Source organism: Nonomuraea sp. B1E8 (assembly GCF_039871515.1).
GTDB lineage: Bacteria > Actinomycetota > Actinomycetes > Streptosporangiales > Streptosporangiaceae > Nonomuraea.
On record NZ_JBDPLS010000004.1, the window covers coordinates 58,753 to 74,620 of the forward strand.

The window sequence follows — 15,868 nt, forward strand, 5'->3', positions numbered from 1 at the left end:
CTATCGTGCCGGGCATGCGCGCATTATCCCGAGCATCCCTGACCGCCCTGATCGTGGCGGCCATGCCCGCGGCCCTCCTCGCCGCGCCGGCCACGCCCGCCCTCGCCGTGCCGGCCGCCCCCTGCGACACCCCCGCCACGTACCGGATCTCCCAGGTCCAGGGCGACGGCGACGCCACCCCGCTGGCCGGCCGGACCGTGCGGGTCGAGGGCGTCGTCACCGGCGACTTCCAGCGGACCGACCAGCTCGGCGGCTTCTTCCTGCAGGATCCCCGGCCGGACGCCGACCCGCGGACCTCCGAAGGGCTCTTCGCCTACGCGGGGGAGCCGGTCAGGGACGTCAAGCCCGGCGACCGGGTGCTGGTCACCGGACGGGCCACCGAGTTCAACGGGTGGACGGAGCTGTCGCCGGTCACCGCCGTGGACGTGTGCGGCACGGGACGCGTGGCGGCGCGGCCGTACCGGCTGCCCTCCGGCGGGCTGGAGGCCGTCGAGAACACCCTGCTCACGTTCCCGCAGCCGCTGACCGTCAGTGAGCACTACAACCTGGGCCGCTACGGCGAGGTCACGCTCTCCGCCCAGGGCCGGCTCTACCAGCCGACCGACCGGCCGGGCGTGGACCCGGCGCTGAACGCCCGCCGCTCGCTGCTCGTCGACGACGGCTCCACCAGGCAGAACCCGGCCACGCTGCCGCCCGTCGTGCGCGCCGGCGACGTGGCCTCCGGGCTCACGGGCGTGCTCGGGTACGGGTTCGGCGCGTACCGGCTGCAGCCCACGGAGCCGATCGCGTACAGGCCCGCCAACCCGCGCCCGAGCAGGCCGTCCCCGGTGGCCGGGAACGTGAAGGTGGCCTCGTTCAACACCCTCAACTGGTTCACCACGCTCGGCTCGCGCGGGGCGGGCGACGCCGAGGAGCAGCGGCGCCAGCTGGCCAAACTGGTCGCCGCGCTCAAGGGCCTGGACGCCGACGCGGTGGCCCTCATGGAGGTCGAGAACAACGGCCAGACCGCGCTCCAGGCGCTCGTGGACGCCGTCAACGCCGAGGTCGGAGCGGGCACGTACGCCGCGCTCGCCCACCCTCATCCGGGCACCGACGCCATCCAGGTGGGCCTGATCTACAAGCCCGCCAAGCTGACCCCGGTGGGGGAGACCCGGGCGTCGCGGGACGCGGTGTTCAGCCGGCCGCCGCTGATCCAGACGTTCCGCGGGAAGGGCGGCGGGCAGCCGTTCACGATGGTGGTCAACCACCTCAAGTCGAAGGGCAGCTGCCCCTCCAGCGGCCCCGACGCCGATCAGGGCGACGGCCAGGGCTGCTGGAACGCCACCCGCGTCGCGCAGGCCCGGGCGCTGCTCGGCGTCGTCGCGGACCTGCCGGGCCCGATCGTGCTCGGCGACCTCAACGCCTACGGCGAGGAGGACCCGGTCAGGACCCTCGAGAAGGGCGGCCTGACCAGCGTGACCAAGCAGTTCGTGCCCGCGCGGCAGCGCTACAGTTACGTGTTCGACGGGCTCGCGGGCGAGCTCGACCACGTGCTCGTCGGCGGAGGGCTGCGCAAGCGGGTGACGGGCGCGACGATCTGGCACATCAACGCCGACGAGCCCCGCATCCTCGACTACAACACCGAGTTCAACCCGCCCGGTCTCTACCGGCCGGACGCCTACCGTTCCTCCGACCACGACCCTCTGGTTGTCGGGCTGGCCTTGCCCGGCGGCGGAAGGTAAACAGCAGAAGGGGGACAGTTGATGATATTTGGCAAACTGTCCCCCTTTTCTAACTGTGTGATGAGTCGTAATCTCAACGGAAGGGGATCTTACTGACGTCAAGAGGGTTTGATGGGCGGCCACGCGTTCAATCGCCTCACGAGTTCGTCGGCCACCGGCGCCTACCCCGTGAGCGCGGAGGTTCTGTCGCCCGAGAGGGCCCGCGCTGTGCTGCGGATGGCTCTCGGAAATCTCGCCGGTGACGCGGAGGAGCGGAAAACGGTGGCGGCGCGTTCGTACGCGCATCCGAATGGATTCGACCGGATATCGTTGCACCGCGAGCCCCAAGGGGTGGAAGTCCGGGTGCATCTCTGGTGGGCCGGGGTCGTGTCGGACGAGACCATTCATAATCACGCGTGGGATTTCAGCTCGCTCGTGCTGTCCGGATCGTTGCGCTTCCAGGTGCTGCACCGGGCGCGGGAAGGCGAGGCCTACGACTGTTACGAGTCCACGATGCCGCCCGGCGGCGTGCTGGGCGACTACGGTTTCGCGCGGACCGGCCGCGTCTCGCTCGGTGTGTCGATCGACGCGGAGGTCTCGGCGGGGTCGTTCTACCGGATGCACCGTGACACCTACCATCGTGTGCTGGCCGCACCCGAGCGGGATCCGGTGACCGCCACCATGGTCGTCAGGGGCCCGGTGCGGCGGAGCTTCTCGCACGTGCTGGTGCCCTCAGGGACGCGGATGCCGCCGTCGCGGTCGATGCGGCACCTCGGGGAGGGCGAGATCATGGACAAGCTCGGCTCGCTGCTCGACGTGCTCACCGGAGCGTGAGCTTCAGTCCTCGTCGTCGAAGACCCGCTCCTGTGCGGGCCCCCACGGCGGCGTCGAGGTCAGCAACATCTTCAGCGCATCGCCCTCGTAGGTGAACTTCGTGCCCCTCGGAATGGTGATGAGATTGCCCTGCTTGCAGTTTTCCTGCCGGTTTTCGATGTGGAACGTCCCGTGGCCCTCGAGGACGTAGTAGACGAAGTCGCACTCCAGTTGGCACAACCACGCGGGAAGGCGGCCGTCGATCTCGATGATGAGGTGGTTGCTGCTCGTCACCGCGCTGCTCGACTCGAAAAGTTTGCCCCGGTGCCCGAGTTTCTGGAAGCTCCATTCGTGCGGCTCGAAGAACACGTGGGTGCTCATCTTCACCTTCCCGGTCCGTGGAGGGCTGTGACCCTGCCGGTGCTCCACTGGGAGCCTAGGCCGTGCTCTGGCCGCGTGTGGCCGAACGTACAAACCTAAAGTGTTTCATCTTCGAACGCGGTTATCAATGAACCTCGCGTTCGCCTGCCTTTCCTTTGTGGATCCGCTTGCCGAGCCAGGCCAGAGCGAGGCAGAGGCCGGCCCACAGGACGGAGCTGATGAGGTTGGTCCAGATGCCCTCGACGTCTATCTTGAATCCGGTCAGGACGGCCGACAGTACCGGCTGGATGAATTCCCATGTTTGGGCCACGGACAAAGCGCCGAAAGCCAGGTAGAGAAACGACTCGCGTGTCCATGCGGCCAGCCGGCGTACCGCGCTCGCGAGCTCGCCGGTCCGCCGGTCTTCCACCGTTCCAACCGGCCGCATGCGGCGGACCTCCAGCCATTTCGTCAGCGCGACCATGACCTGCGTGGTGCACCAGACGAACTCCGTCGGGTCGTACTCCTCGAAGAGCCAGGCGCCGGAGGGGCGCTGGCGCTCCATCAGATAGCGCACCGCCCGCTCCGCCGCCTCCTGGCAGCGCGGATCCGAGGGAAAGTCGGTGAGGGCCAGCAGGGCCCATCCGGTGCCGAAGTGCACGCACCGGCACGGCGTGTGGTCCAGGGCGGCCGTGAACCATTCGTCGTAGCTGTTCTCCCACGACCCGTCGGCCTTCTGCCGATCGAGCAGGTACGTCACGCCCTCCCTGACCCAGTCGAAGTCCTCCCGCACCCCGGCCAGCCGTACGGCGTGCAGGACCTGCGCCGTCGTGGCGGCGTTGGGGGCGGCGCCGACCGTGATGCCCCAGCCCTTGCTCTCGGGCTCCTGCATGTGCCGCAGCCGCGTGGTGATCTGCCCGCGGATGTCGTCCAGGCAGTCCTGCAGGGACAGCGCCCAGAGGGTGAGCGCCGTGGGCAGGGTGCGCGGGTTGCCGATGTCGTCCTTCGTGGTGGCCGCGGCGCCCTGCTCGTCCACGCACTGGCGCAGGTAGTCAACGGCCCGCCGGACGTGCTCGTCGTTGCCGCAGTGCCAGCCCATGTCGCGCAGCGCGATGACCACCCACGCGGTGGCCTCGGCGGGGGAGTACTTCATCTCCCTGGCGGGAAAGCCGCCGTCGGGGTTCTGCCGGCCGCGAAGCCAGCCGGCCGCGCTGGTCAGCATCTCCGAGGTGGGCTCCGCCCTCATCGCCAGCATGCCGCGGATGCCGTCGAGCGTCCCGCCCCACTCCGTCGGATCCTCATCGACGTGGTGACCCCACCCCGACGAGGCCGGCGTGGACTTGTAACACGATCGCAGCCACTGCTCCGCCCGGCGCAGGCCGCGCTGGACGTCAGGCTCCTCCTGACCCACCACTCCAGGCATGCTCCCCCAAGCGGTACACGATGGTCCTCATATCCTTTTATCGCGGCAATGAGGGCTGGCGTCACAAGGATGCTCAATCGGTTGGAGTGTCCTCTTGGCGCGTCGCATCATAGGCTTGCTCGCATCCGGACGACGACGGAGTCGTCCGGTGGGCGAACCCCCATACAGAAGGTGAGCGTGCAATGGCGCACGTGAATCAACCGCCGGCGCGCGGGCTGCGCGTCGGGACATGGAACGTCCGGGAAGGCTGGAAGGGCGAAGGAGACGACACGGGCACGCACGACGTGGTGCGGCTGATCCAGGATCTGGACCTGGACGTGCTCGCTCTCCAGGAGGTGCCCTTCCACGGCGGTCGCTCCCCGATGCTGGAGTCGATCGCCGGCCAGACCCCGTTGCGGCACGTCGCCGGCCACGTGCTGTCGCAGGCGATGCACGTGCCGGGCTCCGCCGGCATCGCGCTGGCGGCCAGGCTCCCGCTCGAAGACGTCAACCGCGTCATCCTGCCCAACCCCGAGCTGGCCGCTAACGGCCTGCGCTCCTTCGACAAGGGCCTGATGACCGCCCGGATGCCCTGGCAAGGCCGCATGATCGCGGTCGCCGGCCTGCACATGGTGCCCTTCGGCCGGTTCGGGCGCCGGGCTGAGGACCCGGCCTTCAGCCACGTCTGGGACCGGGCGGGCAAGGAGATCGAGCGGGTCATGCTGCCCCTCACGTTCGTGGGCGGCGACTTCAACACCCCCAGACGCGACCTGCTCGGCCTGCCGCTCGAGCCGGTCCACTCGACGGGGCGCGACGCCGTGCTGCACAGCGAAGGGGCGCGTGCGGTGACGCTGAAGACCGTCGAGACCTTCTCCGACCACCCCGCCCTGGTGGTGGAGTTCGCTCTGGCGTGGAGCCGGAATCACCGGGCAGGGTAATGAGTTCTAACCGTCACAGACGTACCAACGAACGAGGAGCCTTTTGTGGCGACCATCGAAGTGACCGAGAAGACCTTCAACGACATCGCCGACAAGGGGATCGTCCTGCTCGATTTCTGGGCCGAGTGGTGCCCTCCGTGCAAGAAGTTCGGGCCGATCTTCGAACAGGCGTCGGAGAAGCACGACGACATCACGTTCGGGAAGATCGACACTGACGCGGAGCAGGGGCTGGCGCAGGGGTTCGACATCACCTCGATCCCCACGCTGATGGCCATCCGCGACGGCATCGTGGTCTTCGCCCAGGCGGGCGCCATCCCGGCTCCCGCGCTGGAAGACCTGATCAGGCAGGTTCGGGCGCTCGACATGGACGCCATCAGGGCGGAGCTCAACGAAGAGCTGAAGAACGCCCAGAAGAACTGACCCTGGCGGGCCCCGCCGGTACCGGCGGGGCTCTCGCGCGCCGGCGGCCTAGGGCTTGCGGCCGACTCCGACGTACCCGAAGGTGATGCCCTTGCCCGGATCGCCCGGGTCGTCCGTGCGCCAGTCGTACGGGTGCACCAGCCCGGGCTCGGCCAGCTCGTAACCGTCGAAAAACCGCAGGATGTCCTCGCGGGTGCGCAGGTTGAGCGCGGCCGTGGCCGTGCGGTAGACCTCCAGGGCCTGCGGGGTGACGTCGGGCGTGGGGTCCACGGCGTGGCTGATGACCAGATGGCTGCCGGGCGCGCTCGCGTCCCGCAGTTTCGCCACCACCTCGGGGGCGAGCTCGTCGGGGACGAAGTGCAACACGGTCAGCATCAGGAACGCCACCGGCCGGTCGAAGTCGACCAGGCCGTCCAGCCTGTCCAGCAGCGCCTCCGGCTGGCGTACGTCGGCCTGGAGGAAGTCCACGTCGTCGCGGCGGGCCAGCAGCGCCCTGCCGTGCACGCACACCACGGCGTCGTAGTCGACGTACACGACGCGTGCGTCCGGGGCGATCTCGTGCGTGTTGCCCTGGGTCGGCAGGCCGGCTCCGAGGTCCACGATCTGCCGCGCGCCCTCGTCCACGAGATGGCGTACGGCGCGGCGCAGGAACGCCCGGTTCGAGCGGGCGGCCTCCTTGGTATGGGGGAAGTTCTTGAGGATCTGCTCCGCCGCTGCACGGTCGGCCGCGAAATTGTCCTTGCCGTCGAGAAAGTAGTCATACATTCGCGCGACGTTAGGGACGCTGGGGTCGACCCCCTCGGGGGCATCATCCACGTTTTTCTCCCGAAATTTCGCCCTGTATGCGGCGATCATAGCGGGGTAAACGCCCGAAAGCCCCGGAAATCGGGATGACAGAGAGCGCCATTGAGACGCATGTCACGTTCTGTGACAGGCATGCCCGGCGCGGTGCGCAGGCGAAAGCCCGGCCGCCCCGCGACGGGACGGCCGGGCCGTTCGTGTCCGGTGCCGAAAAGAGCCGGACGCGTGGTCGGGAGTCAGCCGCGGTAGAGCTCGGCCACCTCGAAGGCGAGGTCGAGCGACTGGCTGCGGTTGAGCCGCGGGTCGCAGGCCGTTTCGTAGCGCGTGGCGAGGTCGGTCTCGCCGATCTCGTGGCCCCCGCCCACGCATTCGGTCACGTCGTCGCCCGTGAACTCGATGTGGATGCCGCCGGGATGTGTGCCGAGCGATTTGTGCACCTCGAAGAAGCCGGCCACCTCGTCGAGCACGTCATCGACGCGCCGCGTCTTGTGGCCGCTCGGCGCCTCGAAGGTGTTGCCGTGCATCGGGTCGCAGATCCAGGCCACCCGGGCCCCCGTCGCGCTGACCTCCTTGACCAGCGCGGGAAGGGACTCGCGGATCTTGGAGGCGCCCATCCGGGTGATGAACGTGAGCCGCCCCGCCTCGTTGCCGGGATTGAGCTTCTCGACGAGCGAGACGGCCTCCTCGGGCGTGGTCGTGGGGCCGAGCTTGACGCCGATCGGGTTGCGGATGCGGGAGAAGAAATCGACGTGCGCGCCGTCGAGCTGGCGGGTGCGCTCGCCGATCCAGACCATGTGCGCCGACACGTCGTAGGGCAGCCCGGTGCGGGAGTCGATGCGGGTGAGCGCCCGGTCGTAGTCGAGGATGAGCGCCTCGTGCGAGGAGTAGAACTCCACCGTGTGGAACTCCTCGGGATCGGCCCCGCAGGCCCGCATGAACGCCAGCGCCTGGTCGATCTCCCTGGCCAGCTTCTCGTAGCGGCGCCCGGCCGGTGACTCGGCGACGAAGTCCTGGTTCCAGGCGTGCACCTGGCGCAGGTCGGCGTAGCCGCCCTTGGTGAACGCGCGCGCGAGATTGAGCGTCACGGCCGACGAGTGGTAGGCCTTGAGCAGCCGCCACGGGTCGGGCCTGCGGGCCTCGGGGGTGAACTCGACGCCGTTGACCATGTCACCGCGGTAGGCGGGCAGCTCCACGCCGTCGCGGATCTCGGTGCCCTTGGACCGGGGCTTGGCGAACTGCCCGGCGACCCGGCCGATCTTCACGACCGGCACCTTGCCCGCGTAGGTCAGCACGATCGCCATCTGCAGCAGCGTCTTGAGCTTGTTGCGCACGTTGTCGGCGGTGGCGCCGGCGAAGGTCTCGGCGCAGTCGCCGCCCTGCAGGACGAAGGCCTCGCCGCGGGCCACGGCGGCCAGCTGGTCCTTCAGCTGATCGCACTCGCCCGCGAAGACGAGTGGGGGCAGGCCGCCGAGCTCGGCGACGACCTTGTCGAGCTCACCGGGGTCGGGCCAGTCGGGCTGCTGCGCCGCGGGGAGGGCTCGCCAGGAATCGAGATCCACGAGATTGCTGCTCACGAGATACGAGGGTATTCCACTGCGTCGGCCCGACCGACCCCATTGTCCACGTTGTGAGAAGGCAGTTATCCGGATATGGGCTCTGCGCCAGGTGCAGCGTCGGCTCGGGGATGGGCGCGCCGGACCTGAGCGAGCCGGCCAGCAGGTTGGCGGCGGCGACCGCGTCCGGGACCAGAAGAGCCGTGGCCGTGGGCATCCGACATGCCCGGGCAGCCGAAGTACATGCGTGAGCCGCCTCTCTCACAGGGGAGTGGACATTGACTTCCTTCCCACGCCCTGCGGGCGGGACATCCCCGGCCCGGGAGCTCCAGCGAAGGAGGAACCGATGGACGACGACCTCCACGCCCTGTCCGGCGCCTACGCCGTGCACGCGCTGCCGTACGCCGAGGAGGTTCTGTTCGAGGACCACCTGCGCGCCTGCCCCGGATGCGCGGCCGAGGTGCGGCAGCTGCGTGAGACGGCCGCCTGGCTGGCGGAGGCGGCGGCCGAACCCCCACCCGCCACCCTGCGCACTCGCCTGCTGACCGCGGCCCACCGCCGCACCAGCCTGCCGGAGGGCCGTCGTGCCGCGCCGCTGGAGGGTCGTCGGGACGGTCTGCCGGAGGACCGTCGCACCGGGCCGCGTGAGCGCCGCCGTACCGGTTCGCGGGAGGGGCGTCGCCCCGGTCCGCCGGGCGGGTGGCGACGGTCGAAGGTGGTGACGGGGCTGGCGGCGGTGTCCGCCGCGGCCACGGCGGCGCTCGGGGCGGTGGCCGTCGACGCCCGCCGCGACCTCGGCGACCTGACCGCCAGGGCGGGGGAGGTCGCCGCCGTGCTGGCCGCGCCCGACGTCCGGACGGCGCGCCTGCCGGTCTCCACCGGCGGCACCGGCACGGTGATGGTCTCCCGCTCCGCGGGACGGATGGTGTTCACCTCGTCGGGGCTGCGGGACCTGCCCGACTCCCACGACTACGAGCTGTGGCTGACGGGACCGGAAGGCGCACGCCCCGCCGGGCTGCTCGACCGGGCGGCCGGCGGGGTGACCGTGCCCGTGGTGGCCCCGCTGCGGGGCGGGCGGCGGGTGGCGCTCACCGTCGAGCCCGCGGGCGGCTCCGAGAAGCCCACCTCGCGCCCCGTCATGGTGGCCCGCCTGCCCACCGCCTGAACGCGCCCGCCGCAGACCCGTCAGCCGTGGGAGAGGCGCTGCAGGACGACGTCCAGGGCGGACAGCGAGCGGTCGCGGACCCTGGCGTACTCCTCCTCCGGATATTGCCGGGGCCCGTTCTCGACCAGCAGGATCAGGTAGAGGTAGGCGCGGTAGAGGTCGAGCCGGGTCAGCGCCGAGGGAGTGAGCTCCAGCGGCGTCACCTCGCGGTAGCCGGCCAGCAGCGGATCGTCCTCGCGCAGCTCACCGAAGATCGTCGGGGTGACGAACTCGGCGATCGGGTCGCCCCAGAAGGCTCGCTCGTGGTCGATGATGGCCTGGATCCTCGGCGGGCCGCTCAGGTCGAGGAAGACGTTGCCCGCCCACACGTCGAAGTGCACCAGCCGGGGTGTCGTCACCTCGCCGAGCACCGGCGAGGCGGCCTCGAACACGGCCATGAGCTCGGCCGCCGGGCGCGGCAGCGGGGCGGGATAACGCACGGTGTCGCCGAGCAGCGCGGCCACCATCGCCAGGAACGCCTCGCGCCACGTGGCGCCCACGATGCCGGCGTGCGGGTAGCCGAACACCTCGCCCGTCACCGCGTTGAACCTGGCCAGGTGGCGGCCCAGCTCCCTGCGCAGCGCGTCTTCGCCGTCGGGCTCGACGTCGTTCCACGACACGCCGTCGAGGGCGCTCAGCATCAGGTAGTCGCCGCCGAGCACCGGGTCGTCGAAGCCGGCCCGCAGCAGCGACGGCACCGGGACGCCCGCCTTGAGCGCGTGCTCGTAGGCGGCCGCCTCCATGCGCAGCAGGTTGCGTTCGTAGCTGAGCTGGTCGAGCTCGGGCGGCGGCGACAGCTTGAGCACCACCTCGCGGCCGTCGTCGAGCGCGAGCCGCCAGACCGCGTTGGCGAAGCCGTCGGTCAGCTCGGTGGCGGACGCGACGCCCGCGCCCAGCGCGCGCCGGGCCAGCGCGTCGAGCTCGGCCGCGGATAACCGGCGCTTCGTCCTGCTGTCCACGGGAACCCCCTTCCTCTCAGGCGGACTCCCTGCGTACCAGGTGCGTGTCGAGAATGACGACGGGCTGGCGCAGCTCCTCGCCGTTGATGCGGGCGACGAGCAGCCGGGCCATCTGCCGGCCCATGGCCTCGGTCGGCTGGTGGACGGTGGTCAGCGGCGGGTCGGCGCTGAGCGCGGCCTTGGAGTCGTCGAACCCGATCACGGCCACGTCGCCGGGGATCGCCTTCGCCGCGGCCTTGAGCACGCGCATCGCGCCCAGCGCCATCGGGTCGGACGCGGCGAAGACCGCGTCGAGCTCGGGATGCGTCCGCAGCAGCTCGGCCATCGCGACGGCCCCGCTCTGCTCGGAGAAGTCGCCGTAGGACACCAGCTCCGGCAGGCCCGAGGGCAGCAGCGCGTCGCGGTAGCCGGAGAGCCGGTCGACGCCCACGCCCATGTCCTGCGGGCCGGCGATCGTGGCGATCGCGCGGCGGCCGAGGCTCAGCAGGTGTTTGACCGCCTGCCGGGCCCCGGCCCTGTTGTCCATGTCGACGTAGCTGTAGGGGTCGAGGCCGACGGGCCGGCCACCGAGCACGGTGGGCACGCCCATCGCCTCCAGCCGGCCCGGCAGCGGATCGGCGCCGTGCAGCGACAGGAGCAGCACGCCGTCGACGTGCTGCCCTGTCAGGTAGTTTTCGAGCCGTTCGTGTTCCTCCGGCGACCTGGCCATGGCCAGGATCAGCTGCAGGCCGGTCTCGGCCAGCGCCGAGCCGATGCCGCGGATGGTGCCCGCGAAATACGGCTCGTCGAAGACGCGCAACTGCGACTCGGACACCACCAGGGCCACGGTGTCCGTACGGCGCGTCACCAGCGCCCGCGCCGCGCGGTTGGGCACGTAGCCCAGCTCGCGGATGGCCAGCTCGACGGCCTCGCGGGCCCTGGCGCTGACGTTAGGCGAGCCGTTGATGACTCTCGACACCGTGCCCCGGCCAACACCGGCCCGAGCAGCGACTGCCTCAAGAGTCGGTCGGTTCATGTCGCCTATTCTGCCGGATGATCTCCGAGTACCAGAGCGCGCTGTCCTTGGGCAGCCGTTCCATGGTCTCGTAGTCCACCCGAACCAGGCCGAACCGCTTGCCGTACCCCCAGGCCCACTCGAAGTTGTCCATGAGCGACCAGGCGAAATAGCCCTCCAGGGGCACGCCCGCCTCGATGGCCTGCTTGCAGGCGCCGAGGTGCGCCTCGACGTACGCCCGCCGCTCATGGTCGTGCACGCGGCCGTCGTCGAGCACGTCGTCGAAGGCGGCGCCGTTCTCCGCGATCACCATCGGGATGGCGGGGTAGTCGCGTGCCACCCTGGTGAGCACCTCGACCAGGCCCGACTCGTCGATCTCCCAGCCCATCGCCGTCACCGGGCGGCCGCCGTCGACGAAGGACACGTGCTCGCTGCCGACCCACGGCGACCCCGTGTCCGTGGGGGCCGCGGCGGCCGACTGGGCGCCGCCGGGCGCTCCCGAGACCGTGAAGCGGCTGTAGTAGTTGATGAGCAGCACGTCGATGGGCGCGTTGATGATCTTCATGTCGCCGTCCTGGACGAAGTCCATCTCGACGGGCAGGTCGGCAAGCACGTCCTCCGGATAGCTGCCCAGCAGCATGGCGTCCAGGAAGAACCGGTTCTGCAGGCCGTCGATGCGCCGGGCCGCGTCGAGGTCCTCCGCGCTGCCGGTGGCGGGCGTGACCGCGTACAGGTTCACGCTGCCGCCGACGCGGCGGGCGCCCATCGCCTGCACGGCCAGGCCGTGCGCCAGGTTGAGGTGGTGCGCGCCCCTGATCGCGTTCTCCGGCTCGCGCCTGCCCGGGGCGTGCTCGCCGGAGGCGTAACCGAGGAACGCGGCGCACCACGGCTCGTTGACGGTGCTGAACGTGTGCACGTGGTCCTTCAGCGCCTCGTGCACCGTCGCCGCGTAGTCGGCGAAGCGGTAGGCGACGTCGCGGTTGGGCCAGCCGCCCTTGTCCTCCAGCTCCTGGGGAAGGTCCCAGTGGTAGAGGGTCAGCCAGGGGTCGATGTCGTGCTCGCGCAGCTCGTCGGTGAGCCGCTTGTAGAAGTCGAGGCCCTTCTGGTTGACCCTGCCGGTGCCGGTCGGCTGGATGCGGGGCCAGGAGACCGAGAAGCGGTAGGCCGACAGGCCCAGCTCCGCCATGACGGCGACGTCTTCCTTGTAGCGGTGGTAGTGGTCGATGGCCACGTCCGCGTTGTGCCCGTTGAGCACCCGTCCCGGCTGCCTGGTGAAGGTGTCCCAGATGGAGCGCCCCCGCCCGTCCTCCGCGACGGCCCCCTCGATCTGGTACGCCGAGGTCGCCGCGCCCCACGCGAAACCCGCGGGGAAGCGCAGCCCGGTACGCGTCTGTTCCTCTTGTGTCGTCACGCCTTGACCGCACCTTCCATGAGTCCGCCGACGATTTGGCGGCCGAATGCGACGAATACCGCGATGAGCGGAATGATGGACAGCGCCGTCCCTGCGAAGATCAACGAGTACTCCGTGGAGAACCTCGCGTTGAGCGAGTTGATCGCGATCTGCACGGTCGGGTTGTCCTGGTTGAGCACGATCAGTGGCCACATGTAGTCGTTCCACATGAGCATGAACGTGTTGATGCCGAGCACGGCCATGCCGGGCCGGACCGCGGGCAGCACGACGTTCCACCAGATGCGCAGCGTGGCGGCGCCGTCCACCCGGGCCGCCTCGACCAGCTCCATCGGCACGGACTGCCGCGTGTACTGCGTCATCAGGAAGACGCCGAACCCGTTGAGCAGGTACGGCAGGATGACCGCCTTGAGGGTGCCCGTCCACTCCAGGCTCACCATGAGCCGGTAGAGCGGGACCACGCCCATCTGCTGCAGCGGCACCGCCATCGTCAGCAGCACGAGCAGCAGCAGCGCGTTGCGTCCCCTGAAGTTCAGGTTGGCGAACGCGAAGCCGGCCAGCGTCGAGATGATGATGACCGAGACGGTGACGACGCTCGCCACGATGAACGAGTTCGTCAGACCGGCCACGAACTTGGCCTCGGGGTGGTTGAGCACCGCGATGATGTTCTGCCCCAGGTTCCCGCCCGGCAGGAACTTCGGCGGCGAGGCCACCGCGTCGGAGTTCGTACGCGAGGCGATGACCAGCATCCAGTACAGCGGGAAGGCCGACAGGAAGATGGCCAGCCCGAGCAGGACCCTCGTGAGGACGGACGGTTTCCAGATGGTCATCGTGTGCCCCCGATCCTGCGCACGAACAGGAAGTTGATCGCCGCTCCGATGAGGATCAGCAGGAACAGCAGCCAGGCGGCCGCGGAGGCGTAGCCGTAGTCGAACTCGCGGAAGGCCTCCTTGTAGACGAACATGGCCACCGTCTGGAACTGGCCCTGCGACCCGCCGTCGGGGTTGCCGTTGTAGAACGTCATCGGCTCCGAGAACAACGTCAGGCCGCCGATCGTGGAGTTGAGCACCACGAAGATCATGGTGGGGCGCAACATCGGCAGCGTGATCTGCCAGAACTGCCTGCGCTGCGAGGCGCCGTCGATCGAGGCGGCCTCGTACAGGTCGCGCGGGATCGTCTGCATGCCGGCCAGGAAGATGATCGCGTTGTAGCCGGTCCAGCGCCAGTCGACCATGGTGGCGATGGCGATCCACGACGGCACCCGCTCGGCCCGCCAGTTCGTGTTGTCCACCCCGAACATGCCGAGCAGCCAGTTGACCAGGCCCCAGTCGCGGGCGAACAACTGCGTGAACACCACCGCGACCGCGACGACCGACGTGACGAGCGGCAGCAGCACGCTCATGCGGATCGCCAGCCGGAAGCGCATGCGCTTGTTCAGCGCGTTGGCCAGGAACAGGGCCAGCAACATCTGGGGGACGGTGGCGATGACGAACATGGCCACCGTGTTCACCGTGGCGCGCCAGAAGTCGTCGTCGCCCAGCAGCGCGGCGTAGTTGCCCAGCCCGGCCCACTCGGTGGTGCCGGTCAGGTCGTAGTCGTACAGCGAGTAGTAGAGCGTGAACGCCAGCGGGAAGAGCCCGAAAGCGGCGAACAGGATGAAGTACGGGGACACCAGTGCGTACGGCATCGCCTTGACGTCCAGGCGGGAACGCCAGCGGCGGCCGGGCGGACGGGCGCGGCGAGAGTTACTCCGCCTCGCCCGTGGAAGGGTGTCGATGCTCATAGCAGACCTTTCACGGCAACGTGCCCGGCCCGCCGCGGGGCGGGCCGGGCGGGGAGATCAGCCCGCGGCCTTGACCGCGTCGTCGACCAGTTGCTGCCAGGCCTTGCCGTAGGGGACGGAGCCGTCGTCCATGCCCTGGATGACCGCCTCGGTGGCGTTCTTGACCTGGGCGTGCTTCACGCCGAGGAAGACCGGCTGGAGGCTGGCGGCGGACTTGGCGAAGATCTCACCGATGGGGGCGTCGTTGAAGTACTCGTTCTTCGCGCCCTGCACCGCCGGGTCCTGCTGGGCCTTGGTGTTGCTCGGCATGTTGCCGAAGTCGGTGAAGACGCTCGCCTGGGTCTGCGCCTGCGTCAGGTAGTCCGCGACCATGGCCGCTTCCTTCGGGTGCTTCGACTGCTTGGGCACGGCCAGCCAGGAGCCGCCCCAGTTGCCGCCGCCGCCGGGCACCGCGGCCACGTCCCACTTGCCCTTGCCGTCGTCGCCGGCGTTGCCGCTGACCGCGCCGAGCATCCAGGACGGGCAGCCCAGCGTGGCGAACGCGCCCTTCTGGGTGCCCGTCGCCCACTCGTCGGTGAAGTTGCGCAGCTTGGCGGTCAGGCCCTGCTGGCTCAGCTTCTGCACGAAGTCGAAGGCCGTCCTGACCGCCGGGTTCTTGTCGACGATCAGGTTGTTGTCCTTGTCGAAGTAGGAGACGTTGCCGTTCTTGGCCGCCTCCTGGTAGAGCACCACCTGGTACAGCGTGTTGGTGCCGTCGGCCCACTTGGTGTCCTTGACCTTCGACTGGAACCGCTTGCCGACCTCGAGGTACTCGTCCCAGGTCGGCCACAGCGCGCTGACCTCGTCACGGTCGGTCGGCAGCCCGGCCTTCTCGAACAGGTCCTTTCGGTAGCACAGGCTCATGCCGCCGATGTCGGTGCCCAGGGCGAACAGCTTGCCGTCGGCGGTGACGCCGTTCTCCCACTTCCACGCGGGGAAGTCGGCCTTGCGCGACTCCAGGCCGTACTCCTTCAGGTCGGCCCACCACTCGGTGCGCGCCTTGGCCAGGCCCATGCCGCCCTCGTCGATGCCGACCACGTCGCCCGCGCCGCTGCCGGCCTGCAGCCACTGGATCATCTGCGGCCAGTACTGCTGCTCGAACTGGTCGGTCAGGTTCTCGTGCTGGATCTGGATGTCCTTGTGTTCGGCGTTCCACTTCTCGACGGCGTTCTTGTAGCCGAAGTTGGTGCCGCCGCCGAACGTCTGCACGCGGATGGTCACCGGTCCCGCCGGGGCGGACGAGGCCGGCGAGCCGCTCGACTCGGAAGTGCCGCCGGAGCCGCACGACGCCACGGCCAGCGCGACCGCGGCCAGGGCCGAGGCCGCGGCGAGACCGCCGCGACGCTTGCTGATCATCATGGTGGACCCCTTCTCGGGTGAATGTGTGGGGAGAGCACCGCGGCCTCGCGTTCCACCGCGGTGGGAGTCTTTGGGAGCGCTCCCACAAAGGGTGCACTTGCCCGCTCTGTGCGTCAATCCCGCGAAACGCAACCG

15 protein-coding genes are annotated in these 15,868 nt (G+C 69.6%); 5 read left to right on the forward strand and 10 right to left on the reverse strand.

Features of this window, described 5'->3' with window-relative positions; all coding sequences use genetic code 11:
* Window positions 1-14 precede the first annotated feature (14 nt).
* Both ABGA98_RS15260 and ABGA98_RS15265 read left to right on the forward strand, forming a co-directional pair.
* A complete protein-coding gene (locus ABGA98_RS15260; RefSeq protein WP_347618932.1) occupies window positions 15-1,721 on the forward strand; it encodes an ExeM/NucH family extracellular endonuclease in 1,707 nt (568 codons plus the stop codon).
* Window positions 1,722-2,063: 342 nt separating this feature from the next.
* On the forward strand, window positions 2,064-2,534 hold the full coding sequence (locus tag ABGA98_RS15265) for a hypothetical protein (protein WP_347618933.1): 471 nt from the start codon (window positions 2,064-2,066) through the stop codon (window positions 2,532-2,534).
* 3 nt (window positions 2,535-2,537) lie between these two features.
* Here the strand turns inward: ABGA98_RS15265 and ABGA98_RS15270 are convergent, their stop codons facing one another.
* Window positions 2,538-2,894 carry an AraC family ligand binding domain-containing protein gene (locus ABGA98_RS15270; RefSeq protein ID WP_347618934.1) on the reverse strand — a complete coding sequence of 119 codons (357 nt, stop codon included), beginning with the start codon at window positions 2,892-2,894 and terminating at the stop codon, window positions 2,538-2,540.
* A gap of 124 nt (window positions 2,895-3,018) precedes the next feature.
* Entirely contained in the window at window positions 3,019-4,296 is a 1,278-nt protein-coding gene (locus ABGA98_RS15275; protein WP_347618935.1) for a prenyltransferase/squalene oxidase repeat-containing protein, read from the reverse strand.
* Window positions 4,297-4,478: 182 nt separating this feature from the next.
* Between ABGA98_RS15275 and ABGA98_RS15280 the strand changes: the two genes are divergently transcribed.
* Both ABGA98_RS15280 and ABGA98_RS15285 read left to right on the forward strand, forming a co-directional pair.
* Window positions 4,479-5,213, forward strand: coding sequence for an endonuclease/exonuclease/phosphatase family protein (locus tag ABGA98_RS15280; protein WP_347618936.1), 735 nt, complete (start codon window positions 4,479-4,481; stop codon window positions 5,211-5,213).
* A 45-nt stretch (window positions 5,214-5,258) separates the two neighbouring features.
* Window positions 5,259-5,633 carry a thioredoxin family protein gene (locus ABGA98_RS15285; protein WP_347618937.1) on the forward strand — a complete coding sequence of 125 codons (375 nt, stop codon included), beginning with the start codon at window positions 5,259-5,261 and terminating at the stop codon, window positions 5,631-5,633.
* Between the two features lie 48 nt (window positions 5,634-5,681).
* Here ABGA98_RS15285 and ABGA98_RS15290 read toward each other — a convergent pair whose 3' ends face one another.
* On the reverse strand, window positions 5,682-6,488 hold the full coding sequence (locus ABGA98_RS15290; RefSeq protein WP_347618938.1) for an SAM-dependent methyltransferase: 807 nt from the start codon (window positions 6,486-6,488) through the stop codon (window positions 5,682-5,684).
* 182 nt (window positions 6,489-6,670) lie between these two features.
* Entirely contained in the window at window positions 6,671-8,008 is a 1,338-nt protein-coding gene (locus tag ABGA98_RS15295) for a 3-deoxy-7-phosphoheptulonate synthase class II (protein WP_347618939.1), read from the reverse strand.
* A gap of 325 nt (window positions 8,009-8,333) precedes the next feature.
* Between ABGA98_RS15295 and ABGA98_RS15300 the strand changes: the two genes are divergently transcribed.
* On the forward strand, window positions 8,334-9,152 hold the full coding sequence (locus tag ABGA98_RS15300; protein ID WP_347618940.1) for an anti-sigma factor: 819 nt from the start codon (window positions 8,334-8,336) through the stop codon (window positions 9,150-9,152).
* Between the two features lie 20 nt (window positions 9,153-9,172).
* Here ABGA98_RS15300 and ABGA98_RS15305 read toward each other — a convergent pair whose 3' ends face one another.
* The 6 genes from ABGA98_RS15305 to ABGA98_RS15330 are packed head-to-tail and all read right to left on the reverse strand — an operon-like array spanning window position 9,173 to window position 15,733.
* Window positions 9,173-10,150 (reverse strand): aminoglycoside phosphotransferase family protein, encoded by a 978-nt coding sequence (locus tag ABGA98_RS15305; RefSeq protein ID WP_347618941.1) that lies wholly within the window; start codon window positions 10,148-10,150, stop codon window positions 9,173-9,175.
* 16 nt (window positions 10,151-10,166) lie between these two features.
* Window positions 10,167-11,165 carry a LacI family DNA-binding transcriptional regulator gene (locus ABGA98_RS15310; RefSeq protein ID WP_347618942.1) on the reverse strand — a complete coding sequence of 333 codons (999 nt, stop codon included), beginning with the start codon at window positions 11,163-11,165 and terminating at the stop codon, window positions 10,167-10,169.
* Window positions 11,146-12,555: a GH1 family beta-glucosidase gene (locus ABGA98_RS15315; protein WP_347618943.1), complete on the reverse strand. Its 1,410-nt coding sequence runs from the start codon at window positions 12,553-12,555 to the stop codon at window positions 11,146-11,148. The genes ABGA98_RS15310 and ABGA98_RS15315 overlap by 20 nt, the downstream gene beginning before the upstream one ends.
* Window positions 12,552-13,382 carry a carbohydrate ABC transporter permease gene (locus tag ABGA98_RS15320; protein WP_347618944.1) on the reverse strand — a complete coding sequence of 277 codons (831 nt, stop codon included), beginning with the start codon at window positions 13,380-13,382 and terminating at the stop codon, window positions 12,552-12,554. The genes ABGA98_RS15315 and ABGA98_RS15320 overlap by 4 nt, the downstream gene beginning before the upstream one ends.
* On the reverse strand, window positions 13,379-14,335 hold the full coding sequence (locus tag ABGA98_RS15325; RefSeq protein ID WP_347618945.1) for a sugar ABC transporter permease: 957 nt from the start codon (window positions 14,333-14,335) through the stop codon (window positions 13,379-13,381). Before ABGA98_RS15325 ends, ABGA98_RS15320 begins: the two co-directional genes overlap by 4 nt.
* 57 nt (window positions 14,336-14,392) lie before the next feature.
* Window positions 14,393-15,733 carry an extracellular solute-binding protein gene (locus ABGA98_RS15330; RefSeq protein WP_347618946.1) on the reverse strand — a complete coding sequence of 447 codons (1,341 nt, stop codon included), beginning with the start codon at window positions 15,731-15,733 and terminating at the stop codon, window positions 14,393-14,395.
* Window positions 15,734-15,868: the final 135 nt, after the last annotated feature.